The following is a 24,938-nucleotide window of genomic DNA, read 5'->3' as shown; positions in this document are numbered from 1 at the left end:
GCACCGAAGCGCCAACTCGGGCGCTTGCCAAGTGGCTACTCAGCAATAGAACAATTTAAGCCGAGTTCTGCAACAGCCACGAGGGATTATTATAATTACTTTGGCTCCTCACTTATCTGGTCTTTATGCTCTGCCTTGGGGTAATAGTTCGTTGGTGCGTCGCTGGCCTCCTCTGCGCTCCTCAGTCAGGTCACGCACAATCGGCTGCGAACCCTTTGCCACCCCAGACTCCAGTAAAGAAATCGGGCTACGTTCTGATTCGTTTTGACCAGCGCAGCGCCACCATCGACACCATTCGCCGGGAGAAGCGAGAATACGTCCGCGCGACCCTGGTTTTTTGGCGTGCGTACCTGCTGGCCTTCACCGAGTGCGGGAGCGTGTACGTTGCCCGGCATGTTGGCGAGCGCCTTCCCTTTGTGCCCGTGTTTCGGCCGAGTACGTGCATCGGCAACGAGCACATGGCTGACTCGGCCCGGTACGCGGATGATGGCCACGTGGTGTTCGCTGTGCACAGCGACGGGTACCTCCGGCCAAACAACACCAAAATCATCGAACTCTCCCCCAGCAGAAACGGGAGCAAGCAGGTGGCCGCCGGCAACGTGTGCTGCCCGGTTTATTCGGCCAACCAGCAGAGCATCAAGTACTACAACCGAGGTACGGGCCGGTGGATGCAAGTGAAACGGCCACAGCAAAAACAGGCGCTACCCGTTCGTTGAAGCGGTGGACATGCTGAAATCCCCTCAAGTGTTAATCCTCCAGGATGCTGTACAGCTCGCGGTTAATGTAGTAGTGATTACCACCTATGGTCTGCTTTTGCAGCACCTGCAGTTCCACCAGTTTGTTGAGGTAATCCCGGGCCGTGTTCTCGGCATAAGTCCGGTCCACAGTCAGGTGCTTCACGCGGGTTATGGGCTGGGTAAAGATTTTTTGCACCAGTTGGTCGGGGCGGCGTAAGCTCTTCTGGGCCGCTACTACTTCCAGAATCGCATCGCGGGACGCCAGGATACGGTTAATCTTATCAAAGGTCAGGTTGGCGGTCACTTCCACGGCTTTGAGCATATACAACAGCCAGCTTTGCCAGTCGCCGCGCTGCGAGACACCGGCTAGTGCCCCATAATACGCTTCCTTATGCTCGACGATGTAGCGGCTCAAATACAGAATCGGGTAGTCCAGCAGTCCCTTGTGCACCAGGTAGTGAATGTTGAAAATACGGCCGGTGCGCCCATTGCCGTCCCGGAAGGGGTGAATGGCTTCGAACTGGAAATGCCCGATGGCCATTTTCAGCAGCGGATGCAGCAGGTAGGCTTGGTCGTCGTTGACAAATGCCAGCAGGTTGTCCAGTTTCGCTTCCAGGATGCCCGCGCCCCGGGGCGGGGTGTAGATGGCCTTCCCGGCGTTGAAGCCGCTGCCGCCTTGGCGGATAATGGTGGGCGAAAACGGGGGACGAATGCCTTCCTCGACCTGTTTAATCTCCTGGAACATGCGCACAAAGTAGTCCCGGGTAAAGCCCACCTCCCCTTTTAGGTAAGCGTAGCCGCTCCACAGCGCTTCCCGGTAGCGCAGCACTTCCTTAGCTGGCCCTTCCACCTGCTCCGCCGTAGTTTCGCTAAAGGCGCGGTATAGCTCATCGTCGGTGGTGAAGATGTTCTCAATGGCGCTGGAGGCCTTGGCTTCCTGCAGACTGATGGAATTAACCAGTAGCCCCTGGTTGGGAATGGCTACGCTGCGTCCGTGTAGTCGACCAAGGGCTTCGCGGGCTTGACCGAGTTGTTCCAGCACATCAGCTGTGCGCCACAGCTCCTGGGCAATGGGCAGCTCCGGTAAGGCATTCCAAGGCACATCCCGGTTAGGATTGATGAGGTACAGTGGCTGGGCTGACATTAAAAATCAAAAAAAATAAGGCTAACAGGTCTTATTGGCCTCAAAACTACCCTAAGCAGCCAAGTAAACATTAATTTCAGCTCCTTTTAATGTAAACCCTTCGTTACGGCCTTAAAATGGCCTTTGTCTTTCGGTCTATGTGAGTACTATGCTTTTCCTCAATATCCCTGTCTGGAATGAGGGCACCTACAAACACCGGCAATCTTCCAATTAGTCCTGGTTCTAAGCAAAAAAGGGCCGCGTGAGCAGCCCCAGGGAGTCCTACGTCCAGAATAATCCGATGTCAGACCATTGCAAATATTCCGCTTGGGCATAGCTTAATGCCTAAGCGGGCACTATGTTCATTTTAACGGTAGAACCCCCATACGAAGCCCACCCAGCTCCACCATTCCAAGCGCCCCGTTAAATAGCGGAAGGCTGGTCGGCCATGCGGGCAGAACCGGTAGCTAGGCCGCTCAGCAGCCATTCGTTCAGGCGGGCGCGCAGCTCGGCGGTGGGCAGGTTGCGGTATACTACGCCGTGGCGTACCAGGCTCATGGCGCCGGTTTCTTCGCTCACCACCAGCACCACGGCGTCGGTGATTTCGCTTAGGCCGATGGCGGCGCGGTGGCGCAGGCCCAGGGCCGCGGGCACGTCGGGGTTTTCGCTTACGGGCAGAATGCAGCGCGCCGCCCGGATGCGGCCGCCGGTTATAATCACGGCGCCGTCGTGCAGGGGGCTGGTTTTGTTGAAAATACTTAGCAGCAGCCGCTTGCTGACTTCGGCATCGAGCCTGTCTCCGGAGTCGGCGAAGGTGCTTAGGTCCGACACTTGGCTAAAGCAGATGAGGGCGCCGGTGAGCTTGTTTGACAGGCTTTTGGCGGCTTCCACGAAGGGCCCCACGGCTACTGGCGCCTCCTCGCTGGGGCGGCGCCAGCTCCAGCCGCGCATGCGCTCCAGGGCCGTGGCCTTGCCCACGTTTAGCAGAAAGCGGCGGATTTCCTGCTGAAACAGGATGATGCTGGCCAGCACGCCCACGCTCATAAACTGCCCCAGAATCTTGGTGAGCAGCTCCATTCCCGTCGCCTTCACCACCAGGTAGAGCAGGTAGAGGGAAATCAGCCCCAGGGCCACGTTCAGGGCCACCGAGCCGCGCAGCAGCTTGTAGAGCTGGTAGAGCAGCACCGTCACCAACAGCACGTCGGCCGCGTCAATCCAGCCAAAGCGCAGGAAATTGATGGGGAAAGGGCCGGACATGTACAATGGGTGAATGGATGAATGAGTGAATGGGTGAATGGTTAGCCAATGGGTGGATGGGTGAATGTCATTCCGCTTTCACAGCCGCAAGTTCATTCCGGCAGCCGAATAATCAGCCTGACTGGCGAATGTAGCCCAACAAGCCATAGCACTCATTCAGCCATTCGCTCATTCAGCCATTCACCCATTGCCCCGGGGGAAGATATTCAAAAACAGCCGAACCACCTGTTGGGCTTCGGCTACATCGTGCACGCGCAGCAGGCGGGCGCCGCCCTGCAAAGCCAACATGTGCAGGGCCGTGGTACCGTTCAGGGCCTGCTCGGCGCTCAGGCCCAGGGGCTGGTATACCAGACGCTTGCGCGAGATGCCCGCCAGCACGGGCCGGCCCAACAGGGCCAGCTCGGGCAGGCGCCGCAGCAGCTCGTGGCTCTGGGCGGCAGTTTTGGCGAAGCCAAAGCCGGGGTCGAGCACCACCTGGGTGGCGCCGGCCTGGCGCAGGGCCGTCAGGCTGTCGCGAAAATACCGCAGCAGGGCCAGCACTACGTCGCCGCCATAGTCGGTGAGGGTGGTCATGGTCTGGGGCGTGCCGCGCAGGTGCATCAGCACGTAGGGCACGCGCAGGCGGGCCACGGTGGCAAACATTTCGGCATCGAGCGTGCCCCCACCTACGTCGTTGACCAGGTCGGCGCCGGCCGCCACGGCCGCCCCGGCAATGGGGGCCCGAAACGTATCAACCGACAGAAAGGCCTGGGGAAACTCCCGCCGCACCAGTGCCAGCGCCGGCAGCAGGCGGCTTTCCTCCTCGGCGGGGCTGATGTCGTGGGCTCCCGGCCGGGTGCTGTAGGCGCCCAGGTCGAGCACGGTGGCGCCGGCCAGCAGCATGTGCTCGGCCCGGGTCAGCAGGTCTTTTTCGGAGGCCACGCGGCTGCCGGCGAAAAAGGAGTCGGGCGTGAGGTTAAGAATGCCCATCACCTGCGGCGTGCGCAGGTCGAGCAGCCGCCCGTGGGGGGAGTGCAGCGTGGTGGGAGCGGGAAACAGGGAATGTGGCACAGTAGCGCGAACTTTGTCGTTCGCGTTCCAGAACGATGGTCGTTCGATGACGCGAACGACAAAGTTCGCGCTACAGCCCCCTATGTCCTCCACTCCCGAGCAATACGATGCCATCCTGGCCAGCTGCCGCCAGCTGTTTCTGGCCAAAACCCACGACTACGGCACAGCCTGGCGCATTCTGCGCCTGCCGTCGGTGACGGACCAGATTTTCATCAAGGCCAACCGCATCCGCACCATTCAGGAAGCCGGCGTGCAGCTGGTGGCCGACGACGTGAACGGCGAGTTCGTGGCCATCATCAACTACTGCCTGATTGCCCTGATGCAGCTGCACCTGCCCGCTGGCACGCCCCTGGACATGACGCCCGAGGCCGTAGCCGCCGCCTACGACCACGAGGCCGCCGAAAACCGCCGCCTGCTGCTGGCCAAAAACCACGACTACGGCGAGGCCTGGCGGCAGATGCGCGTGGAAAGCATCACCGACCTGATTCTGATGAAGCTGCACCGCGTGAAGCAGCTCGAAAACATCGGCGGCCAGGCCACCGTGAGCGAAGGCGTGGAAGGCAGCTACCGCGACATGCTCAACTACGCCGTGTTTGCCTTGATTCTACGCGGGGAGTAGAACGAAAAACTCCCCTCCTTACCAAGGAGGGGATGTTTCAGCTGAAGGCTGAAACGGGGGTGGTGGACGTCGTTGAACGAAACCCGAACGATTATCGCCCCAGCGGCGCGGACGACTCAACCACCCCAGCTGCGCCTTACGGCGCAACGTCCCCTCCTTGGTAAGGAGGGGAGCTTTTCGTTCTATCGGCTGCTGCCGACTTTTGTACAAACTTTACAAGTGCCCCGGCCGTTTGCGCGGGGCATCCTTTCTCCGCTTCGTTTCTTTACCGAATGGCACTTCTAGACGCTCCCGTTACCTCCAACGCTACGTCGCCCCTGCGCCACCTTACCAAGGTGTGCTGGTTTCTGCTGGGCGCGGTGTTTATCTTCTCCGGCCTTATCAAGCTGAACGACCCCGTGGGCACGGGCCTGAAGCTGGAAGAGTACTTCGAGGTGTTTGCCCTGGACCTGCCGCCGCTGGCCTGGTTTTTCCTGTTTCTGAAAAAGGCGGCCCGCACCTTCGCCATCCTTATCAGCTCGCTGGAGGTGATTCTGGGCGTGGCCCTGCTGCTGCGCTGGCACCTGCGCAAAACGCTGTGGGTGCTGCTGGGCCTGCTGGTATTTTTCGCCTTCCTCACCTTCTACTCGGCGGCGTTCAATAAGGTAACCGACTGCGGCTGCTTCGGCGACTTCATCAAGCTCACGCCCTGGACGTCCTTCTTTAAGGACATGTTCCTGCTGCTGCTCTGGACGGTGGTGTTCATCAACCAGCGCTTCCTGCGCCGCGCCCTGGTGCAGGGCACCATGGGCATCATGACCATGACTTTTGCTGCGGCCATTGCCATCGGCATCGGGGTGCGCGCCCTGGGCCACCTGCCCTACATCGACTTTCTGCCTTACAAAGTAGGCAACGACATCGGCAAGCTGATGAAGCCCCAGGAGGCCGCCGTGTACCAGTACACCATGGAGCGCAACGGCGAAACCAAGATTTTCAGCGAGTACCCCACCGATTCTACCTGGGTGTACAAGAGCATGCAGGTGATGAACCCCGAGAAGTCCAAGCCCGTCATCACCGACTTCCGCGTGTGGAACGACGAGGGCGACTACACCCAGGAAATTCTCAAAGGCAACAAGCTCATCCTCGTGGTGATGAACACCGACAAGGCCGACCGCGACCGGATATCCCTCATCAACAAGCTGTTTGCCGACGCCGAGAAGTCGAAGCGCGGCATTGAGTCGCTTATCATCACCAGCAGCAGCCCGGCCGAGTTCGACGTGTTCCGCCACACCTCCAACTTCGCCGTGCCCTACTACTTCGCCGACGCCACCGTGCTCAAGTCCATGATTCGCTCCAACCCCGGCTTTATCATCCTGAAAGACGGCGTGGTGAAAGGCAAGTACCACTACCACGACATTCCCAGCATCGGGAAGGTGGAGGAAAAGCTTTGATGTGCTGATTAATTGATGTGCTGATGTGCTAATGCCAAGTTAGCGCATCGGCACATCGCACTTTGAGCCCTGCCAGAAAGAAAAGTTAGCTCATCAAGAAGCAACACATTAGCACATCAATTAATCAGCACATCAGCCATGCTCGCCTTTCTCTTCCGTCGCCTGGGTCAGGGCCTGCTGGTGCTGGTGGGCGTGGCCTGCACGGTGTTTCTGCTTTTTAACGTGCTGCCCGGCGACCCGGCGGCGTTGCTGGCGGGGCAGCGCTCCGACCTGGCCACCAAAGCCGCCATCACTGCTGATTTAGGCCTGGACAAGCCCCTGCCCACGCGGCTGCTGGGCTACCTCAACGACGTGTCGCCGCTGGGCGTGCACGCCCGCGACTCGGCCGGGCGGGCCCGCTACGGCGGTGTTACGCTGCTGCCGCTGGGCGAGCAGGCCCTGGTGCTGAAAACGCCTTACCTGCGGCGCTCCTTCCAAAGCAACAAGGACGTGCTGCGCATCCTGCTCGACTACTTTCCCGGCACCATGTGGCTGGCGCTGGCGGCCATGCTGCTGGCCAGCACCGTGGGTGTGGCCCTGGGCGTGCTGGCCGCCCTGCGCCCGCAGTCGTGGCTGGACCGCGCCCTGGTGAGCACCTCGGTGCTGGGCATTTCGGTGCCCTCGTTTGTGGCGGCCATTGCCATCGCGGCCACGTTTGGCTTCTACTGGAGCCACTGGACCGGCCTGAGCTTGACCGGGCAGCTCTACGAAACCAACCCCTTCAGCGGCGAGACGCAGCTGGTGCTGCGCAACCTGCTGCTGCCGGCCGTGGCCCTGGGCATCCGGCCGCTGGCTGTTATCACCCAGCTTACGCGCTCCAGCATGCTCGACGTGATGAGCCAGGACTACATCCGCACGGCCCGGGCCAAGGGGCTGAGCCGGCCGGCCACGGTGCTGCGCCACGCCCTGCGCAACGCCCTGAACCCGGTGGTGACGGCTGTATCGGGCTGGCTGGCCTCGCTCATGGCCGGGGCCTTCTTCATCGAGTACATCTTCAACTGGAAAGGCCTGGGCACGGTAACGCTGCGGGCCGTGGAAAACCTAGATTTCCCGGTGGTCATGGGCGCCACCATCTTCGTGGCCGCCCTGTTTGTGCTGATAAACATTGCCGTAGACATGCTCTACGCCGCGCTGGACCCCAGGGTGAAGATTGGGTAGCAGTTAGCAGTTAGCAGAAAAGACGTGTCATTGCGAGTGAAGCGCAGCGGAACGCGGCAATCCGTCCTCTCGCAGCACATAGCCTGAGGTGATGACAACTTTTTGAGTACTGCTTTTTATGGGTCACACCTCAAGCCGACTGAGTACTAGAGGAAGGATGGCCGCGCTCCGCTTTGCTGCGCTCGCCATGACACGTTTTTTTGCTCATTGCTCATTGCTAACTGAATAACTGCAATTGAAACTATCCCTCATCGGCCTGCCCGGCTCGGGCAAAACTACCCTGGGCCGGCAGCTGGCCGCGCACTTCGGCCTCCCTTTCCTCGACCTCGACGCCGAGATTGAAGCGCAGGCCGGCCGGAGCATTCCGCAGATTTTTGCCGGTGAGGGCGAAGCGGCCTTCCGGCAGCTGGAGGCTGCCGTACTGCGCACGGTGCTGGCTCAGCCCCAGCCCCTGCTGCTGGCCACGGGCGGCGGCACTCCCTGCTTTCACGGCAACATGGCGGTGCTGAACGAGGGCAGCTTCACGCTCTGGCTGGATGTGCCGGTGCCGGTGCTGGCTGCCCGGCTGCAAGCCGCGGAGGGTGCCAGGCGCCCCCTGCTGGCCACGGCCGGCAACGTAGAAAGCTGGCTCAACGAAACCCTGGCCGCCCGCCAGGGGTTTTATAAGCAAGCCCGGCTGCGCTACCCTGGCACTGCCAGCAGCGTGAGCGAAGTGGCTGCGCAGCTGGTAGCCACGGGCTTTACAGCCTAGCTGCCAACCCGTGTAGCGGCTGCCGCGTAATTTTGCAGCCTCCTCTGCCTTTTGCTTCTGTCTATGAATACAGTCTCTCCTGCTCCCCAGACGCCTGCCACGCCGCCCGTGCGGCCCAAGCACAAAGGCTCGGCCCAGCTGTTTAAAAACCCCGTGCTGGAGCGCCTCTCGCACACGCACATCGCCCTGCCAGTTTCCATTTTCCTGCTCACGGCTACGCTGAGCCTGTACTATGGGCTCACGCACGGCTTTATGTCGGGCTTGTCGGCGCTGGGCCTGTTCCTGCTGGGCTTATTGGGCTTTACCTACGTGGAGTACGCGGTGCACCGCTACCTGTACCATATTCCGGCCACTACGCCCGGGCGGGCCAAGTTTCAGTACACCATGCACGGCGTGCACCACGAATACCCCAAGGACAAAACCCGCCTGGCCATGCCGCCCATCGTCACGGTGTTTGTGGCTTCGCTGCTGTTCTTCATCTTCCGCCTGGTCTTCGGCACCTGGGCTTTCGGCATTCTGTCGGGCTTCACCTTCGGCTACGCCATGTACCTGTTTGTACACTACGCCATTCATGCCTACGCCCCGCCCAAAAATTTCCTGAAAGTGTGGTGGACGCACCACGCCCAGCACCACTACAAGCAGGACGAAATTGCCTTCGGCGTGTCAAGCACCCTCTGGGACCATATTATCGGCACCATGCCCAAGCGCGGCGACAAAGTACCGGAGGGCTCCGAGGCCTAGGCTTCCGGTTCAGGCATCAAAAAAGGGCGTCCCTATCGTGGGGACGCCCTTTTTGTATGAAGCTTGGCTTACTAATTACCGGCGGCGGATTTTATTCAGCAGCCAGAATACCAGCAGCAGGATAATCACGACGGCGATAATGCCGGTATAAGCGCCGGCCTTGAAGATGCTGCCAATGGCATCGCAGCTGGTGAGGGTGAGCGTGAGCAGACCCAGCAATAAAAACAGGGATGGACGGAGGGAAGTCATGGTGCTTGGAAAGGAAAGTGAAAGAGTAGGCTTGCTTGGCCAGGCCAGCTAGTTATTGGTACTGAGACCATGCGTAAAAGGTTGGGGTGAAGGCGGTATCCCTGACTTCTCGCTGCCCGCCGTTGTTACCTGCTGCTCTTTCCGGGCAGCTACGCACGCTAGCTTTACTCCATGAAACCACTTGTTGCTCTTCTCCTCATCTCTGGCCCGGCCCTGGCCCAGGCACCAGCCGGAGCTCACCTGGCGCCGGCCGCCCACGCCCAAAGCGTGCTGGAGTTCCAGGCCAGGCTGAACAAGGAGTTCAAAGACCCCAAGGAGTCGCCCCTGTCCGACGCTGAGCGAAAGAAGCTGCAGAGCCTGCCCTTCTACCCCATCAGCTATGCGCACTACGTGGAGGCGCGCTTTGTACCCGACTCGGTCTCGCTGCCCTTTGCCATGCAAACCAGCACCGAGCGACGCCCGATGTACCGGAAGTTTGGCGTGCTGCACTTTACCCTGCAGGGCCAGGCGCTACAGCTGAGCATCTACCAAAGCCAGGACCTGCTCAAGCGGCCCGGTCTGGAAGACTACCTGTTCTTGCCCTTCACCGACCTCAGCAACGGGCACGGCAGCTACGGCGGGGGCCGCTACATCGACCTGCGCCTTCCGCCGAAAGGTGCTACCACCATGCAGCTCGATTTCAACCAGGCGTATAACCCTTCCTGCGCCTACAGCGCCCGCTACTCCTGCCCCGTGCCACCCGTGGAAAACCGCCTGCCGGTGGCCATACCCGCAGGCGTGCAGCACGACCATTAGAGCGGTTCCGGAGTCAGTGGAGTTGTAGCGTGGACTCTGCGAGTCCGCGCGGATGAACGTTCGCACGCGCGGACTCGCAGAGTCCACGCTAGACCCACGTGGAGCTCCAGTTCAATACCACCCAGCTTTTCGATGTACGGTTTTTCTTAGATTTGAAAAATACTGTACAAAAAGCAATGTAACCTTGTACGGTATTTTCTAAAATTCAGAAAAACCGTACATGCCGCGTCGTGCCGCCCCCTCTACCCACCTGCTGGCCCGCATTCGGGCCTGGTTTGGCCTTACGCAAGCCGAGCTGGCCCTGTACCTGGGGGTAAGCCCCGAGCTGGTAAACGCGGTGGAGGCCGGCCGCCGGGCACTTACCTCGGCCCTGCTGGCTGCCCTGCTGCCTCTGACCAGCCAGCTGCCGGCCGCCGCGGGCCCGGAAGAAGCCTCGGATGCCGCCGGGGAGAACCCCAGCCAGCTCCCGCCTGATGCTGCTGAGCTGGACTTCCGGCGCCGCGTGTGCCAGCAGCAGGCCGCCCGCATCGGGCAGGAGCTGGCCGCGCTGGCCACGCAGGCCCGCGTGGCCCGGCACTGGGCCCAGGCGCTGCCGGTGCTGCAGCAGGCCGTGGCTGCGCCCTCTGTACCCACCGCCGAAGCAGCCGAGCGGGCGGCCTGGCTTCGCGACTGGCTAGGGCGCCGGGCCCGCCCGCTGCCACCCACGGTGGCCACGCGCCAGCGCCTGCTGCAGGCCCGCCTGGCTGGACTGCAGGCCGAGCTGGCCGCCCTGGCCGGGGAATAGCAGCCGGCGGGCCCGGCTTGGTATGCCCAGCCTTAACCTCGGCTGATAACTGATTCAGGAAGCAAGATTTCGACTAATTGACTACCTTGAATTAGGTAGGATTGCCGATGCTTAACAACTATTTTCAGCGCATGGGCCATTTGGCAGTGCCGGGAGGCTGCCCGTAGCTTGGGCCATCCTTCAACCATTTACCCCTACCAATTACGCATGCCCAGCTACAGCCTCCTTACCGACCGCTCTCTCTGCGACACGGCCATTGCCGAAGTAGACTTCGAGCTCAAAACCTACACCACCCGCGACGCCGTGGGCGAGCTGGCCGACGACCGCGCCAGCCGCACCCAAACCAGCACCGCCGCCCAACTGGCCAGCGTGAACGCCAAAATCGCGGTGGCCGACGCCGTGCTGGCCGCTCCCGGCATCGACGACGAGCTGCGCGAAACCACCACCGACGAGCGCGCCGCCCTGCTGGTGCGCCGCACCGCCCTCAGCAAGCGCAACCGCCAGGCCTCGGGCGTGACGCGCTTCCTGGCCGAGCTCGACGCCGAGCAGATAGACGGGCAGGTGGCCATCCTGAACGCGGCCCGGGCGGGCATCGTGACGCATCGCGCCACGCTGCCGGCTTAGCGCCGGGTGCCGCAACACCGGAATAAAAAAGCCCCGTGGCCAGCTGGCCACGGGGCTTTTTTGCAGGGACAATAGCACAGCCGCAAAGCGGCGCCACTTCTTTAGCCGGCCACCGCCGGCACCGGGGCAAAGGCCTCGCGCAGGGCCGCCGCGTGCAAGGCCGTGGCGGCAGCCTGCGCCCGGCTTAGCTCGGCCTCCAGCTCCTTGCAGTGGGCCAGCAGCTCGGCTACCTTGGCCACGATGCGCCGCTGCTCGGCCAGGGGGGGGAGGGGGAAAGGTATATTGTATAAGGCTTTTTGATTGAGATTCTGCATTGTGGTACCTACCGATGCTAACCCTAAAGACTCCTTGATTAATGATGTTTTAAAGCATAAAGCCAAGTAGTTTAAATAAGGGATTGTGGAAAACCGAAGTATCAGACTACCTGTCCCACAAAGCCAATTGGTTTCCTTCTCTGTTACCAAGGCACATCTTCCCATCTCTCCTCGTCTTCCCATGACCATATCCCCTGTTTTCAGCAAGTAACCTGATAGCCGTTCAAGGGTTCCTTTATTGACAGTAACATTAATAGAAGGGTGAATCAATCCTTCTTTGATATTCGCAGGATTGATAACGGGTGTTCCACCGGTTACATAATCATGTTTATGTAATGCGCTGCCGAAGGGGCCTGTTTGTAATGTAAGCAATAAGGTTCCCAGCCGGCACCATACCCACCCTTGCGGTAGCGCATAAGGCACATCAGCTTCGGTAAGCAGCGGCAGGGGCTTTTCGGGGCGCAGCTTCTTTTCCTTTACCATGCGCTGCTTTTCGGCGCGGATGCGGGCCAGCAGTTCGGTGGCGGGTTCGTCGTGGGCATCCTGGGGCAGCAAGCGGCCCTGCACCGCCTCGCGCAGGATGGCCTGGCGCATACGGGTGAGCAGGGTAGCTTGGTGGTTGAACTCCGCTTCAATGCCGCTGAGGTGCTGCCGGGCCGCTACTATCCGGGTAACGGCGCTGGCTTGCTCTTCCAACGGCGGAATTTCCAGCTCGTAGTTGAGAAAAAAGCCCTCATTGATGCGCTGCCGGTTGGTGGTGCCGATGCTGGCTTTCTTACAAGCCTCATCGAAGGCCGGGGCCTGAATGAGGGTATAGAAAAACTCCCGCAACACCCGCTCCTCGTTGATGTCGAAGCACCAGAAATCATTGGTGATGATAGCGCCTTCCAACTCCGGCGGGACGATGCCAAAAGCCCCGTTACGGGCATCGATGCACGAAAGAATAAATTGGTTCTGATGGGCTACATACTGGCTTTTGGTGCCGATGGTAGCCCCTTGCTGGGTTCCGCGTAGCACCACGCCCTTGTGTTTGATGCGAATGGTAACCTGCTTGTAGGTTACAGCATCTTCTACCTTGATAAGCTCTTTACGGCGCTGTATCAAGTCGCCGATACGTACTTTACTCATTCGAAACAGCCTCCTTTTTGAATGCGTCGAATAGCTGTCCCAGCCGCTGATACGACTGCTCGAATTCGGCTACCGTTTGCGCCAGGGTAAATTCTTCCGCTTCTTCCGCTCCGCTCGGGTTCTTAATATCCAGGTTATACCCCCGCGCCTTGATGTCGTCGATGGACACCTTCCAGGCGTTTTCGTTTTCGTAGCGGGCGGTCCACCACTTTTTCAGGGCGTCGAACTCCTCGATGCGGACGGGCTTGGTTTTGGAGTAGCTCTTTACCCCGGCCGGGTAGGGGTGCTCGTAGTACCAGATTTCGGTGGTGGGACTGCCTTTTTTGAAGAACAGCAGGTTGGTGCGGATGCCAGTATAGGGGGCAAACACGCCATTGGGCAGACGCACGATGGTATGCAGCTGGCACTCGCGCAGCAGGTGCTCTTTCACCCTCAGCTTCACGCCGCTTTCGCCAAAGAGGGAGCCGTCGGGCAGCACCACGCCAGCTTCGCCGCCCGGCTTCAGCTTCTGCACGATGAGGTAGAGAAACAAGTCGGCCGTTTCGGTGGTGCGCACCTCAATGGGGAAGCCGTTGGCCACGGCGCTTTCCTCCAGCCCCCCAAAAGGTGGGTTGGTGAGGATGTAGTCGGCCAGGGGCAGGTCTTCCCAAATTTTCAGGGTGTTGGCGTGCTGCACGGCCTGGGGCACCTCCACGCCGTGCAGCAACAGGTTGGTGGTGGCCAGGGAGTGAGGCAGGGGCTTTTTCTCGTAGCCGCGCACGCTGTGCTGCCAGTCGTGACGCTGGGTGGCGGTGGCCAGGGGCCGCTGCTGGCGCATGTATTCGAGGGCATTCACCAAAAAGCCGGCGGTTCCGCAGGCCGGGTCCAGGGTGAGGCGGCCCCCGTCGTAGCGGGGCGCCACCAGCTCGGTTACGAGCTGGGTCACGGCGCGGGGCGTGTAAAACTCCCCGGCGTTGCCGGCGCTCTGCAGGTCGCGCAGAATCTGCTCGTAGATGTCGTTGAACAGGTGGCGCTCCTGCCGGGAGGTATAGTCGATGCCCTTTTGCAGGGCATTCACCACCTGGCGCAGCAGGGTGCCGCTTTTCATGTAGTTGAAGGAGTCCGTGAAGATGTTGCGCACCAGGTGGGCGCGGTCGGCCGGCCCGCTGGGCTGCAGCTCCTTCAGGGTCGGAAAAAGCTCGTTGTTGATGAAGTTGAGCAGGGCTACACCCGTCAGGCCCTCGTCGTTGGCGGCCCAGTTGCGCCAGCGCAGCGCCTCCGGGATGGGCGAGGTATAGGTTTCGTCCTGCGCCTCGTCGTCCTGCTCCTTGTCGTCCAGTATTTTCAGAAACAGCAGCCACACCAGCTGCGAGATGCGTTGGGCGTCGCCATCCACGCCATCGTCCTGGCGCATGATGTTCTGGATGGACTTGATAGTGGAGGAAAGAGATGCCATAGGGGATGAGATAAGCGGCAAAGGTAGGCGGAGGGTGTACGGTATTTTGATTTTTGGAGAAATACCGTACAATAATTTGCGGTGAGCCGTACGGTATTTTTCAGTTTTTAGGAATACCGTACATGTTGGAACGGCGTGGTACCACGAATTGCCCGAAGGGCTTCGTGGTACCACTAATTCGCAGAACGAGCTTTCGGGGTATCGTTCTGCTATTAATGGTACCACGAACCGCTGCGCGGAATTCGTGGCACCACTTCGGTTACCCCGCTTCCTGGTAAAGGCCGTCGCGCAGCTCGCGCAGGGCCTGCCGGAACTGGGCCGGCCCGCCGAAACGGCGCACCAGGCGAGCGGGGCTGTCGAGGGCATCAAAGGGAGCCAGTTCCAGCACCTTGCCCGGCTCCAGCTCGTCGGGGCCGTCGCGGGTGTATTTGTCGAGCAGCAGGCCCAGCACTTCGCGGGCCTCGGCACCGAAGCGGGTGAAGTAGTCGCGGCGGCGCACCTGCTCGGCGCGTTCGCGGCGGGTGCGGGGCGGGGCGTCGTAGGCCACGTGGCAAAGCAGGTCGAAGAGGTCGAGGTCGGGGCGGTTCACTTCCTCGCGTAGCTCGTCGAGCAGCAGGCCGTGCTGTTCCAGCTCGTCGAGCAGCGCACGGGGGCTGTCGGTGCCGCGCCAGCGGGCGATGAATTCGGAAAGCTCGGCGAACTGGCCGCGCAGGCGCTGGCGGGTGTAGTCTTCCAGCGACTCGGTGATGAGCTTGCCCTCGGGGGTGTAGTACATCTTGCGCTCACGCAGAATTTCCACGCTCACGTCGTTCACGTACACTTTGGCCGTCGGGGAGCCGGTTTCCTCGTTGCCGTCGTCGGTCGGTTGGCGGCCGGGCTGCTGGCCCGGGCGCTCATCACCATTATCAGCGCCATTGGTGCCGGTGTCGGTAGGAAACTCCTCGCCGGGCAGCACCTCGGTTTCTGCTTCCGGCTCCCCATCAAAGCCCGGGTCGGCAAAGAGCTGGGTGGCGTGCCGGAAATCGAGAATGGTAAAGAAGGACTTGCCGTGGTTTTCATCGATTCGCGTGCCCCGCCCGATAATCTGCTTAAATTGGGTAAGCGACTTGATATTGGTATCGAGCACAATCACCTTTACCGTTTTGGTATCGACGCCCGTGGTGAGCAGCTGCGAGGTGGTGGCAATAACCGGGTAGGTGGTCTTGGGGTCGGTGAATTTCTCCACCCAGCTTTCTACCTCGGGCTGCTCACCGGTGAGCTGCTTGATGTAGTGCGGGTGCTCCTGCACCATGCCCTTGTTGAGGTTTACGAGGGCCGAGCGCATGCGGCCGGCGTGTTCCCGGTCGCGGCAAAACACAATGGTTTTGGCGTGGCGGTCGCCCAGGGCCTTCAGAAACTCAGTGACGCGGCGGGCCACCGCCTCGGTGCGCTGGCCTAGCACCAAGGCCGCGACGTAGTCGGTGCGGTTGTATTCGCGGTCGGGCACCAGCTGGCCCTGCGCGTCGGTCTTGCCTTGTTCGGGCCGCCAGCCCTCGTCGCGGTCCAGCTGCACGCGCACCACCTTGTAGGGCGCCAGGAAGCCATCGGCAATGCCCTGCTTGAGCGAGTAGGTGTAGAGGGCCGGCCCGAAATAGTCCGCGTTGGAATGCTCGGCGTCGTTGCGCGGGGTGGCCGTCAGGCCCAGGTGGGTGGCCGAGGGGAAGTAGTCGAGAATAGCCCGCCAGGCCGAATCTATCTTGGCGCTGCCCCGATGGCACTCGTCCACCACAATCAGGTCGAAGAAGGTGGGGCTGAAGGCGCGGTAGGCCTGGGCGGCGGGGTTGGTGCTGGTGAGGCCCTGGTAGAGGGCCAGGTAGATTTCGTAGGACTTATCAACGTGGTGGCTTTTCACCCAAGTCATGTGGTCGCCGAAGGGAGCGAAGTCCTTGCGGTAAGGCTGTTCGAGCAGCACGTTGCGGTCGGCCAGGAACAGGATGCGCTTTTTAGCCCCGGCCTTCCATAGTCGGTGAATAATCTGAAAAGCGGTGTAGGTTTTGCCCGTGCCAGTTGCCATTACCAGCATCAGGCGTTTTTCACCCTTTGCCACAGCTTCCACCGCCCGGTTGATGGCCACGGCCTGGTAGTAGCGGGGCTCCCGGTCGCTGGCATCCTGGTGGAAGGGCTGGCTGATGACGCGGGCTTGCTCGGGCTGCTCCAGGCCCTTGTGGCGGCAGTAACGGGCCCACAGCTCCTGGGGCGAGGGAAATTCAGCAAGCGTTATTTCGCGTTCCAGCACGCCGTGGGACTGGGTGCGGTCGTGCTCCACGAAGCCATCCCCATTAGAGGAGTAGGCAAAGGGCACATCGAGCAGGGCGGCATATTCCAGGGCCTGCTGCATGCCGCTGCCCAATGGGTGCTTGTTGTCCTTGGCTTCCACCACGGCCAGGGGCACGTTGGGCTGGTGGTAGAGCACATAGTCGGCCCGCAAAATGGTTTTTTGGTCGCGGGCGTGCATGTTGTTGCTGCGCACCCGTACCCGGCCGTTGGTAAGCTGTACTTCCTCCCGCAGCTGCCGTTGCTCCCAGCCGGCCGCCAGCAGTGCCGGCGTAATAAACTTGGTGCGGATGTCGGTTTCGGTGAGTAACTTTTTATCCATGGGGTGGCAGAAAAAGGTGAGGTCCTTATTCCGCGCTTACCAGCCGGAGGGAAGGGTTTCAAAGATACCCCTAAGACGAAGCGGCACAAGCACAGCCCTTGTCGTAGATGCCCCTCCCCCATCATACTACACCATCAGCTTGTACCCAATACCGCGCACGTTCACAATCTGCACCTGGGGGTCGTGGCGGAGGTAGCGGCGCAGGCGGGTGATGAAGACGTCGAGGCTGCGGCCGTTGAAGAAGCTGTCGTCGCCCCAGAGCTCGCGCAGCACGGTGCTGCGGGGCAGCACCTGGTTGCGCTCGTCGTGCAGGCGCTTGAGCAGCTCGGCTTCGCGGTGGGTGAGCGTGGTTTCCTCGCTGCCATCGGCCAGGCGCAGGCGCTGGTGGGGGTGGTCGAAGTGGTAGCGGCCGATGGCCAGGGGGCCGGCCGGCACGGGCGGCGGAGCCGGCAGCCGGTTTAGCAGGGCCTTGATGCGCACAATCAGCTCGTCCATACTGAAGGGCTTTTTGAGGTAGTCGTTGCCGCCCAGCTCGAAGCCCCGCACCACGTCGGCCGGCTGGGAGCGGGCCGTGAGGAATAGAATAGGCACCGCGGAATTCTCACGCCGGATTTGCGCGGCCAGGTCGAAGCCGTCGCGCACGGGCATCATCACGTCGGTTACCACAATGTCGGGGCAGCTTTCGCGGAACAGGCGCAGGCCCTGCTCGCCATCGGCGGCGTAGCGCACGGTGAAGCCCCGGGTTTCGAGGCTGTCCTGTACGATGTGGCCCAGGGCGGTTTCGTCTTCGAGGAGGAGGATGTCGGGCATTGTTCTGGTGTAGCCCCACCCCCCGGCCCCCTCCCCTGCGGGGGAGGGGGAGCCAGACGATTGAGGCCTTTAGTGTTAGTAAATCAAAGCTCCTCTCCCGGAGGATTCTCCGCATTAAGAAGAGAGGGTTGGGGTGGGGTTAGTCTGGCAGCCACAGCGAAAACGCGCTGCCTCTATTAGGCTCGCTGCGCACGCTTACGCGGCCGCCGTGGCGCTCAATTACCTGGCGCACGTAGTAGAGGCCCAGGCCGAAGCCTTTGACGGGGTGCAGGTTGCCGGTGGGCACGCGGAAGAACTGGTCGAAGATGGCGTCCTGGTAGCTGCGGGGAATGCCCAGGCCGTCGTCGCTGACGGACAGCAGCCAGCCGTCGCCCTCGCGGCGGCCGCGGATGGCAATGGTGACCTGCTCGCGCGAATATTTGATGGCGTTGTCGATAAGGTTGTTGATGACGCCGGATACGTGCAGCGGGTCGAGGCGCACGGTGTCCTGGGCGGGGATGTCGACTTCGAAGCGCACGGGCTTGGGGGCCTGCAGCTGGTGGCGGCTCACCAGCTCGGCTACCAGCTCGGCGGGACGCACGTTTTCGGTGCACAGCTGCAGGGCGCGGTCGTGCCGCTCCTCCACGGCGATGTTGAGTACCTTTTCGACCAGGTCGGACAGGCGGCGCAGCTCCTGGCGGGCAATGGTGAGGTAGGAATCCGTCTTGCGCGGGTCTTTCAGGGCGCCGAAGTCCTGCAGGGCCTCCACGGCGGCCGACACCGTGGCCAGGGGCGTCTTCAGCTCGTGGGTCATGTTGTTGATGAAGTCGTTCTTCACCTCCGAGAGCTTGCGCTGCTTGAGAATGGTGTCGAGCATGAGCAGGAAGCAGCCCGTGGTGAGGGCCAGCAGCAGCAGCGAGCCAATGAGCAGGCTGCTCATCTGCCGCAGGATGTAGAAGGTGGGCGCTTCGAAGGACGCCTGCACGTACAGCTCGCGGAAGGGGTTGAGCAGCACCGGCGGCGTGCGCAGGTCGAACCCGGCCCGCTGCGGGAAGCTGCGCATAGCAGCTGCGGGCCGGCCTTCCTGCCGCAGGGGAATGCTGAGCGTGTCGAGCCGCAACCGGGCTTCGATGCCGCGCAGCCGCAAGGCCTTGCGGTAGTTGGACGTCAGGCTGGGCAGGCTTATCTGCCGGCCATTGCCCCAGTTGTTAATCAGCAGCTTCGACAGCTTGCGCGCCAGGGTATCGGCCGCCCGGCGTCCCCGCCGAATCTGGAACGCGGCCCGCTCGTTTTTGTCCTGCTCCACTATCATGAGGCGCACCTGGGGCTTTTCTGCCTGGGGCTGGCCGGCCTGGCCGTGGGCAGCCTCGGATTTTTGCCCTTTGGAGCGCACCACCACCCGGTCGAGCTGGCCTTCGTCGTTGATGTTCTGGAACACCACCAGGTGGTCTTTGGCCCCCGGGTCTTTGTCGACGAACTGCCGGGCCAGGTCCAGCTGGTAGCCCTGCACCACGCTGGAGAGCGTCTCGCGGGCGTTGCGGCCAAACTGCTCCACCGTAATCTGGTAGGTGTTGTAGAGCCAGTAGGCCTGGAAGCCGTTGATGCCCACCATGCACACCACCATGAGCCAGAAGATAGAGCGAATGCGGCGTTTCATGGTTTGGGCGGAGGTGGAAAGATGAACAGGCTGGCTTTGGTGCAGGACGGGACTGCGCCGGGCACTTCAAAATTACGCGCCGTAAGATGCCATTTTTCGCCCTTAACACTATTTAACACACAATAACAGTGCTTTACATGCGGGCTTCCGTGCTTTGTATCGTCGAAACAAACCACCACAACCCCATGAAAAAGCACCTTTTTTTCCTGCTCGGCAGCCTGCTGCTGGCCACTCAGGCCCGGGCCCAGACCTCCGGCCGCATTCAGTATGAAGTAGCCCAGCGCATCGAGCCGGGCCAGATGCGCATTGTCATGAATGGCCAGGAAGTAAAGCCCGGCAGCCCCGACTACCCCACCGACCTGCCCGACTCCCGCAACTCGCAGCTCACGCTGAGCTTCGCCGGCAGCTACGCCAAAGAGGAAGTGGAGGCGCCCATGATGCGCACCGTGATGAACGGCCCCAACTCGGCCCCGGAAGTGACGCGCATTGCCCGCCCCTTCAGCGAGGCCGTGTACCTGAACCTGGGTGAGCGCAGCAGCAGCACGGTATTCACGGTGAAAGACCAGCAGACGGCCGCCACCACTACCTACCGGGCCGACTCGCCCCTGCCTGCCGCCCCCGCCGGCTGGCAGCTGGGCACGCAAACCAAGAAAATTGCCGGCTACACCTGCCGCAAAGCCACGGCCACGCACAAGAAAATGCCCTACACGCTGTGGGTGACCACCGACCTGCCCTTTACCTATTCCCCCGTGAAGGAGCTGACGCCCGACAAAGGCGTGGTGCTGGCCCTGGAAAGCGACCGGGAGCAGTACCGCGCCACCAAGGTCAACCTGCAGGCGGTGCCCGAAGCCGAAGTGCGACCCAGTGGCGAAGCCAAAAAAGTAAGCCCCGAGGAGCTGAAGGACCTGCGCGAAAAAACCCTGGCCGACATGCGGCAGCGCATGATGGAAGACGGGCCGCTGCGCGGGCGGCCGTAGCCCCACCCCCGGCCCCTCCCCTGCGGGGGAGGGGAGCCAGACGGAGCTGTGTTCCGGGTTTAGAACAGCATCCACTCACTAACCATCCTGCATTAACCTCACCCATACGACGCCACCATGGCTCCCCCTCCCCCGCAGGATTCCGCGCATCAAGCGGCGAGGGGTCGGGGGGTGGGGCTGGCTTTTCTCACCTTCTCTTTCTGCAAAAAATACGCCCAGCACCATGGACCGTCTTTTCCTTCTTTTCCTGTTTGGGCTGCTACTGGGCGGGGCCTGCGCGGCTCAGGCTCAATCGACCGGTCAGGTGCGCGGCACCGTGCTCGACTCAGCCTCGGGCAAGCCGCTGCGCGAAATCTCGGTTTCCCTGCTCGCGGCCAAGGATTCCAGCTATGTCACCTTTTCCATCACCGATGGCGACGGGCGCTACAACCTGCGCGGCCTGCGCCCGGGCAAGTACCTGCTGCTGATAAATGCCCTGGGCTACCGCCCCGAGCAGCACCCCGTGGAGCTGACTGCCGCCCAGCCCAGCGTGGAGATGCCCGTGTACCGGCCCCGGCCGGAATCCAGGCAGCTGGGTGAAGTGGTGGTGACCCACGAGCGCGCCCCGGTCAGCATCAACGGCGACACGCTGGCCTTCAACGCCCGGGCCTTCAAAACCCAGCCCAACGCCAACGTAGAGGCCCTGCTGAAAAAGCTGCCCGGCGTGGAGGTGGCCCGCGACGGCAGCATCCGGGCCCAGGGCCAGGACGTGAGCCGCGTGCTGGTGGATGGCAAGCCGTTTTTTGGTGACGACCCGCGCATGGCCACCCGCAACCTGCCGGCTAACATCATCGACAACGTGCAGCTCTACGACCAGCAGAGCGACCAGGCCGCGTTTTCGGGTATGGACAACGGCGACCGGTCGCGCACCATCAACCTGGTGACGCGACGCGACAAGCGCAAGGGCTACTTCGGCACCGAAAGCGTGGGCGCCGGCACCGATGGCCGCTACCAGGCCCGCCTGGGCCTCAACCGCTTTAATAACGGCCGCCAGATTTCTTTGCTCGGCCAGGCCGACAACGTAAACCAGCAGGGCTTTGGCGACGACCCTACGCCTACTGGCGACGGCGCCGGGCTGGGCGGCCCCGAAGGCCGCGGCGGCCAGGGTGGCAGCACACCGGTGCTGGTGACGCCGGGCGGGCAGCGCCGCAACCTGGGCGGCGTTGCCAGCCCCACGGCGGCCAGCATTACGGAGTCGGCCTCGGCCGGCTTCAACTACCGCGACGCCTGGGGCAAGCGGGCCGAAGTGGCCGGCAGCCTGCTGGGTACCCGGGCCCGGGTCACTACCGACGAGCAGCTGCGCCGCCAGAACCTCAGCGGCTTGGCCGAAGCGGCTCCGGTAACCGACCGCCACAGCTACGACCGCACCCGCAGCAGCAGCCTGCGCTTCAACTTCCGCCTCGACTACAAGCTGGACTCGCTCACCAGCCTGCGCTTCACGCCTTACCTGAGCACCCAGGCCAGCGGGCAGCGGCTGGAAACCAGCCAGCAAACCGCCGCCGGCAGCCGGCTGCTCAACCAGGGCAGCAACCGCTACGAGGCCGATGCCAGCAGCTACCGCGGGGGCGGCAACCTGCTGCTCATGCGCAAGTTTCGCCGCGAAGGGCGCACCTTCTCCACCAACCTCAGCTCCAGCCTGACCGACCAGCGCGGCGAGGCGCTCAACCAGGGCCGCAACACCTTCTTCGACCGCGACGGCTCGCCCCTCCCTGCGCAGGTGCTCAACCAGCGCTTCGACCAGCTCACGCCGGCACAGACCCACGTGCTCAACTTCTCCTACACCGAGCCGCTGTCGCTGCGCAAGAAGCTGGAGGTACACGCCGCCCTCACCGACACGCGCAATGTGGCCACCCGCACGGCGGCCGACTTCAACGAAGCTTCTGGCCGCTATGACCAGCCTAACCTGGCACTTAGCAACGACTTTGGCAGCCGCTACCAATCCCAGCGCGGCGGCCTCACCCTGCAAACGCGCCGCCTGCGCTACTCCTACTCCCTGGGCCTCGACGCCCAGCAGGCGCAGCTGCGGGCAGAAAACCAGAGCACCGACGAAGGCCTAAGCCGCCGCTTCCAGGCCCTGCTGCCCACGGCCAGCTTCAGCTACACCGGGGCCGGCAGCCGGCAGCTGCGCCTCAACTACCGCACCCGCCTCAACGCGCCCAGCGGCAGCCAGCTGCAGCCCGTGCCCGACAACTCCAACCCGTTCAGCATTCGCCTCGGCAACCCCGAGCTGCGGCCTGAATATGCCCACCAGCTTAACGTGACCTACAGCCAGTTCAACGCCGCCACCAACCGCAGCCTGTTTGCCCTGCTGCTGGGCAGCCAGGTGCAGAACCGCATCACGTCCAGCACCACCTTCAGCCCCAGCGGCGTGCAGACCGTGCGCCCCACCAATGCCGACGGCTACCACAGCCTCACCGGCTTTCTGAGCCTGGGCCAGCGCTTCGCAGCCCGCAAGCTCAACCTCAACGCCAGCACCAACGGCAACTATACCCGGGCCCTGAGCTTCGTGAATGAGCAGCAAAACGAGGCCCGCACCTGGAGCCTGGGCCAGACCCTGAGCGCCAACTCCAGCTACAACGAGCACCTGGAGCTGGGCCTGAGCGCCAACCTCACCTACGAAAACGCGCGCTACTCCCTGCTGCCCGCCCAGAACACGGCCTACTTCACCCAGACGGTCACGGCCGACGCCCTGGTTCAGCTGCCCGGCCGCTGGGTGCTCACCACCGACGCATGGTACACCAACAACACCGGCCGCGCCGCCGGCTACAACCAGCGCGTACTGCTCTGGAATGCCGCCCTGGCCTACCAGCTGTTTGCCAACAAGCAGGGTGAAATCAAGCTGCAGGCCTACGACCTGCTCAACCAGAACCGCAGCGTGACCCGCAACGCCACCGACGTGTACGTGGAAGACGTGCGCAGCCAGGTGCTGCGCCAGTACTTCCTGCTCAGCTTCACCTACCAGCTGCGGCAGTTTGGGAAATGAGTTTGGTGAGGAGGTGAGGAGGTGAGGAGGTGAGGAGGTGAGGAGGTGAGGAGGTAAAAAAGAACGTCATGCTGAGCGGAGCGCAGCGGAGTCGAATCATCTTGCCCGCAGCAGTAATTTCAATCAAAAGGGTTTACTCTCGTGGTAAAGATGCTTCGACTTCGCCTTCGGCTCCGCTCAGCATGACGTTCTTCTTTCCTTTGCACCTTCTCACCCCATCACCACCTCACCTTAACACCTCCTCACCTAATTCACCAAAATCACCCCTAAAAGTTAAGCTGCGCCTGCAGCCGCAGCAGCCCGCCCTGCTGCTGGTTGTCGGGCTTTTGAAAGTCCTCGAAGCGGCGCGACGTCAAGGTGTACATGGCCACCAGCTCGAAGGCGGTGAAGGGCTGCCACTCGGCGCCCAGCTCGGCCTCGCGTACGGAGTAGCTGCGGGCGTCGCGCTCGTGCTTTTTGCCGCCTTCGTAGTAGTGGACGCGCAGAAAGGGGTAGAGCTGCTGCGGGCCGAAGCGCAGGCGGTAGTTGAGCAGCACGTAGCCGCCGTGCAGGCGCTGGGTTTCTATGGTGTTGGTGCGGGGGTTAAACTCCGGCCCGCGGCCGATGTTGTACTCGGTCTGAATGCCGAAAGGCTGAGGGTACAGCACAAAGGTGGCCGCGGCGCGCTGGTCGAGGTAGCTGCGGTCGGGGCTGTGCTTTACGCCGGTGCTAAGCTGGTCGGTGGCCATGACGTAGTTGCCGGAGTAAGCCTGCACGCCGGGCTCGATAATCTGCCTGCCCAGCACCAGCGGGTAGCTGAAGCGCGCCACTACGTGCTGCTGGTTGTTAAGCTCGGGGCGGTTGGCCGTCTGCCCATTAAATACACCCACGCCCAGCACGCCATAGTCACCGGAGCCTTTCAGGCCTTCTCTGACCAGATAAGAAAAGCGTTTGCGCACGCGCAGCGGTGCCCAGTACAAAAAGGCCCCCAGGTCACGCTCATTGGATAAGGCACTATTCAAAGCATCGTTACGGTCCAGGGGCAGGCGGTTCTGGCTCGACTGCATGTTTTCGAAGCCGTAGGGAATCTTGCTCTGCCCCAGGCGCACCCGGAAGGTGCTGGCTTTATCGAGCCCCACATCGAAATACGCATCGCGCAGCTGGCCCACATGCAGTGAAGCACTGCCGTTTACTGTACTGGCAAAGTCGGGCTGAATGTAGAAGTAAAGCCGCTCATGCAGCTGACCAAACAAGATGATGCGCACCCGGCGCAGCGACACGCCCCCGTCCCGTCCCCAGGACCGGTCGCACTGCTCGCAGGCCAGGTCGGGGTTGGTTTCGAGCAGGCGGTTGTAGCGTGCCTGCACATAGCCCCTGATGGCAAAGGTCTCAAACCATTTCTTTGGTGCGGCTGCGACAGAGTCGGCCGCCTGTCCATAGGCCCGGGTAGCCAACAGGAGCAGCAAGACAACAAGTAATCTGACTTGATTCATCAACAAGATAATGCGGGCATATTGGGCAGGCACTTTATAGGCCTGCCCGTCAGCGGGCACAGTGTTACAACAATGTTAATAGCTAACCGCCTTTCCAGTGGGCGGACTCAGGCATGCCGATTCTGCTTCTCCCTGCTTGCCACCGGATAAGG

General features: G+C 61.9%; 21 protein-coding genes. 11 read left to right on the top strand and 10 right to left on the bottom strand.

Translation table 11 applies throughout. The annotated features are described in order from the left end of the window. Nucleotides 1-215 precede the first annotated feature (215 nt). A complete protein-coding gene (locus tag ABD919_RS10685; protein ID WP_345235993.1) occupies nucleotides 216-716 on the top strand; it encodes a hypothetical protein in 501 nt (166 codons plus the stop codon). 31 nt (nucleotides 717-747) lie between these two features. On the opposite strand, the gene ABD919_RS10680 is transcribed toward ABD919_RS10685, so the two are convergent. The 3 genes from ABD919_RS10680 to folP form a co-directional block, all read right to left on the bottom strand. Further along, nucleotides 748-1,881, bottom strand: coding sequence for a Fic family protein (locus ABD919_RS10680; protein ID WP_345235992.1), 1,134 nt, complete (start codon nucleotides 1,879-1,881; stop codon nucleotides 748-750). A 402-nt stretch (nucleotides 1,882-2,283) separates the two neighbouring features. Next, complete coding sequence (gene cdaA / locus ABD919_RS10675; protein ID WP_345235991.1) at nucleotides 2,284-3,117, bottom strand: diadenylate cyclase CdaA; 834 nt, start codon at nucleotides 3,115-3,117, stop codon at nucleotides 2,284-2,286. A gap of 180 nt (nucleotides 3,118-3,297) precedes the next feature. Continuing rightward, nucleotides 3,298-4,167 carry a dihydropteroate synthase gene (folP, locus tag ABD919_RS10670; protein WP_345235990.1) on the bottom strand — a complete coding sequence of 290 codons (870 nt, stop codon included), beginning with the start codon at nucleotides 4,165-4,167 and terminating at the stop codon, nucleotides 3,298-3,300. A gap of 82 nt (nucleotides 4,168-4,249) precedes the next feature. Here folP and ABD919_RS10665 point away from each other — a divergent pair, with 82 nt between their 5' ends. The 5 genes from ABD919_RS10665 (at nucleotide 4,250) to ABD919_RS10645 (ending at nucleotide 8,905) form a co-directional block, all read left to right on the top strand. Further along, entirely contained in the window at nucleotides 4,250-4,786 is a 537-nt protein-coding gene (locus ABD919_RS10665; RefSeq protein WP_345235989.1) for a DUF1599 domain-containing protein, read from the top strand. Between the two features lie 272 nt (nucleotides 4,787-5,058). After that, complete coding sequence (locus ABD919_RS10660; RefSeq protein WP_345235988.1) at nucleotides 5,059-6,216, top strand: BT_3928 family protein; 1,158 nt, start codon at nucleotides 5,059-5,061, stop codon at nucleotides 6,214-6,216. Nucleotides 6,217-6,354: 138 nt separating this feature from the next. Further along, complete coding sequence (locus ABD919_RS10655; protein WP_345235987.1) at nucleotides 6,355-7,413, top strand: ABC transporter permease; 1,059 nt, start codon at nucleotides 6,355-6,357, stop codon at nucleotides 7,411-7,413. A 235-nt stretch (nucleotides 7,414-7,648) separates the two neighbouring features. Beyond that, nucleotides 7,649-8,164, top strand: coding sequence for a shikimate kinase (locus ABD919_RS10650; protein ID WP_345235986.1), 516 nt, complete (start codon nucleotides 7,649-7,651; stop codon nucleotides 8,162-8,164). 63 nt (nucleotides 8,165-8,227) lie between these two features. Then, the gene (locus ABD919_RS10645; RefSeq protein WP_345235985.1) at nucleotides 8,228-8,905 is read left to right on the top strand and encodes a sterol desaturase family protein; all 678 of its coding nucleotides are present in this window, start codon (nucleotides 8,228-8,230) and stop codon (nucleotides 8,903-8,905) included. 75 nt (nucleotides 8,906-8,980) lie between these two features. Here ABD919_RS10645 and ABD919_RS10640 read toward each other — a convergent pair whose 3' ends face one another. Continuing rightward, entirely contained in the window at nucleotides 8,981-9,154 is a 174-nt protein-coding gene (locus ABD919_RS10640) for a hypothetical protein (RefSeq protein WP_345235984.1), read from the bottom strand. A gap of 171 nt (nucleotides 9,155-9,325) precedes the next feature. Here ABD919_RS10640 and ABD919_RS10635 point away from each other — a divergent pair, with 171 nt between their 5' ends. From ABD919_RS10635 to ABD919_RS10625, 3 genes are all read left to right on the top strand, one after another. Beyond that, nucleotides 9,326-9,949, top strand: a complete 624-nt coding sequence (locus ABD919_RS10635; RefSeq protein ID WP_345235983.1) for a DUF1684 domain-containing protein — start codon at nucleotides 9,326-9,328, stop codon at nucleotides 9,947-9,949. Nucleotides 9,950-10,169: 220 nt separating this feature from the next. Further along, nucleotides 10,170-10,733 carry a helix-turn-helix transcriptional regulator gene (locus tag ABD919_RS10630; protein WP_345235982.1) on the top strand — a complete coding sequence of 188 codons (564 nt, stop codon included), beginning with the start codon at nucleotides 10,170-10,172 and terminating at the stop codon, nucleotides 10,731-10,733. 207 nt (nucleotides 10,734-10,940) lie between these two features. Beyond that, the gene (locus ABD919_RS10625; protein WP_345235981.1) at nucleotides 10,941-11,357 is read left to right on the top strand and encodes a hypothetical protein; all 417 of its coding nucleotides are present in this window, start codon (nucleotides 10,941-10,943) and stop codon (nucleotides 11,355-11,357) included. A gap of 101 nt (nucleotides 11,358-11,458) precedes the next feature. Here ABD919_RS10625 and ABD919_RS10620 read toward each other — a convergent pair whose 3' ends face one another. The 5 genes from ABD919_RS10620 to ABD919_RS10600 form a co-directional block, all read right to left on the bottom strand. After that, nucleotides 11,459-12,799 carry a restriction endonuclease subunit S gene (locus ABD919_RS10620; RefSeq protein ID WP_345235980.1) on the bottom strand — a complete coding sequence of 447 codons (1,341 nt, stop codon included), beginning with the start codon at nucleotides 12,797-12,799 and terminating at the stop codon, nucleotides 11,459-11,461. Then, nucleotides 12,792-14,234, bottom strand: a complete 1,443-nt coding sequence (locus tag ABD919_RS10615; protein WP_345235979.1) for a type I restriction-modification system subunit M — start codon at nucleotides 14,232-14,234, stop codon at nucleotides 12,792-12,794. Before ABD919_RS10615 ends, ABD919_RS10620 begins: the two co-directional genes overlap by 8 nt. A gap of 259 nt (nucleotides 14,235-14,493) precedes the next feature. Next, nucleotides 14,494-16,869: an EcoAI/FtnUII family type I restriction enzme subunit R gene (gene hsdR, locus ABD919_RS10610; protein ID WP_345235978.1), complete on the bottom strand. Its 2,376-nt coding sequence runs from the start codon at nucleotides 16,867-16,869 to the stop codon at nucleotides 14,494-14,496. Nucleotides 16,870-16,995: 126 nt separating this feature from the next. Next, entirely contained in the window at nucleotides 16,996-17,679 is a 684-nt protein-coding gene (locus tag ABD919_RS10605) for a response regulator transcription factor (protein WP_345235977.1), read from the bottom strand. Between the two features lie 139 nt (nucleotides 17,680-17,818). Beyond that, the gene (locus ABD919_RS10600) at nucleotides 17,819-19,315 is read right to left on the bottom strand and encodes a sensor histidine kinase (RefSeq protein WP_345235976.1); all 1,497 of its coding nucleotides are present in this window, start codon (nucleotides 19,313-19,315) and stop codon (nucleotides 17,819-17,821) included. Between the two features lie 185 nt (nucleotides 19,316-19,500). Here ABD919_RS10600 and ABD919_RS10595 point away from each other — a divergent pair, with 185 nt between their 5' ends. Both ABD919_RS10595 and ABD919_RS10590 read left to right on the top strand, forming a co-directional pair. Further along, a complete protein-coding gene (locus ABD919_RS10595) occupies nucleotides 19,501-20,292 on the top strand; it encodes a GLPGLI family protein (protein ID WP_345235975.1) in 792 nt (263 codons plus the stop codon). A gap of 223 nt (nucleotides 20,293-20,515) precedes the next feature. Further along, nucleotides 20,516-23,314, top strand: coding sequence for an outer membrane beta-barrel protein (locus ABD919_RS10590; protein WP_345235974.1), 2,799 nt, complete (start codon nucleotides 20,516-20,518; stop codon nucleotides 23,312-23,314). Between the two features lie 266 nt (nucleotides 23,315-23,580). Here ABD919_RS10590 and ABD919_RS10585 read toward each other — a convergent pair whose 3' ends face one another. Then, nucleotides 23,581-24,759 carry a porin gene (locus ABD919_RS10585; RefSeq protein ID WP_345235973.1) on the bottom strand — a complete coding sequence of 393 codons (1,179 nt, stop codon included), beginning with the start codon at nucleotides 24,757-24,759 and terminating at the stop codon, nucleotides 23,581-23,583. Nucleotides 24,760-24,938: the final 179 nt, after the last annotated feature.

The sequence above is a fragment of the Hymenobacter saemangeumensis genome (genome assembly GCF_039541835.1).
Lineage (GTDB): Bacteria > Bacteroidota > Bacteroidia > Cytophagales > Hymenobacteraceae > Hymenobacter > Hymenobacter saemangeumensis.
The sequence above is the reverse complement of the archived record's forward strand: the minus strand, read 5'-3'. Positions and strand labels throughout refer to the sequence as shown.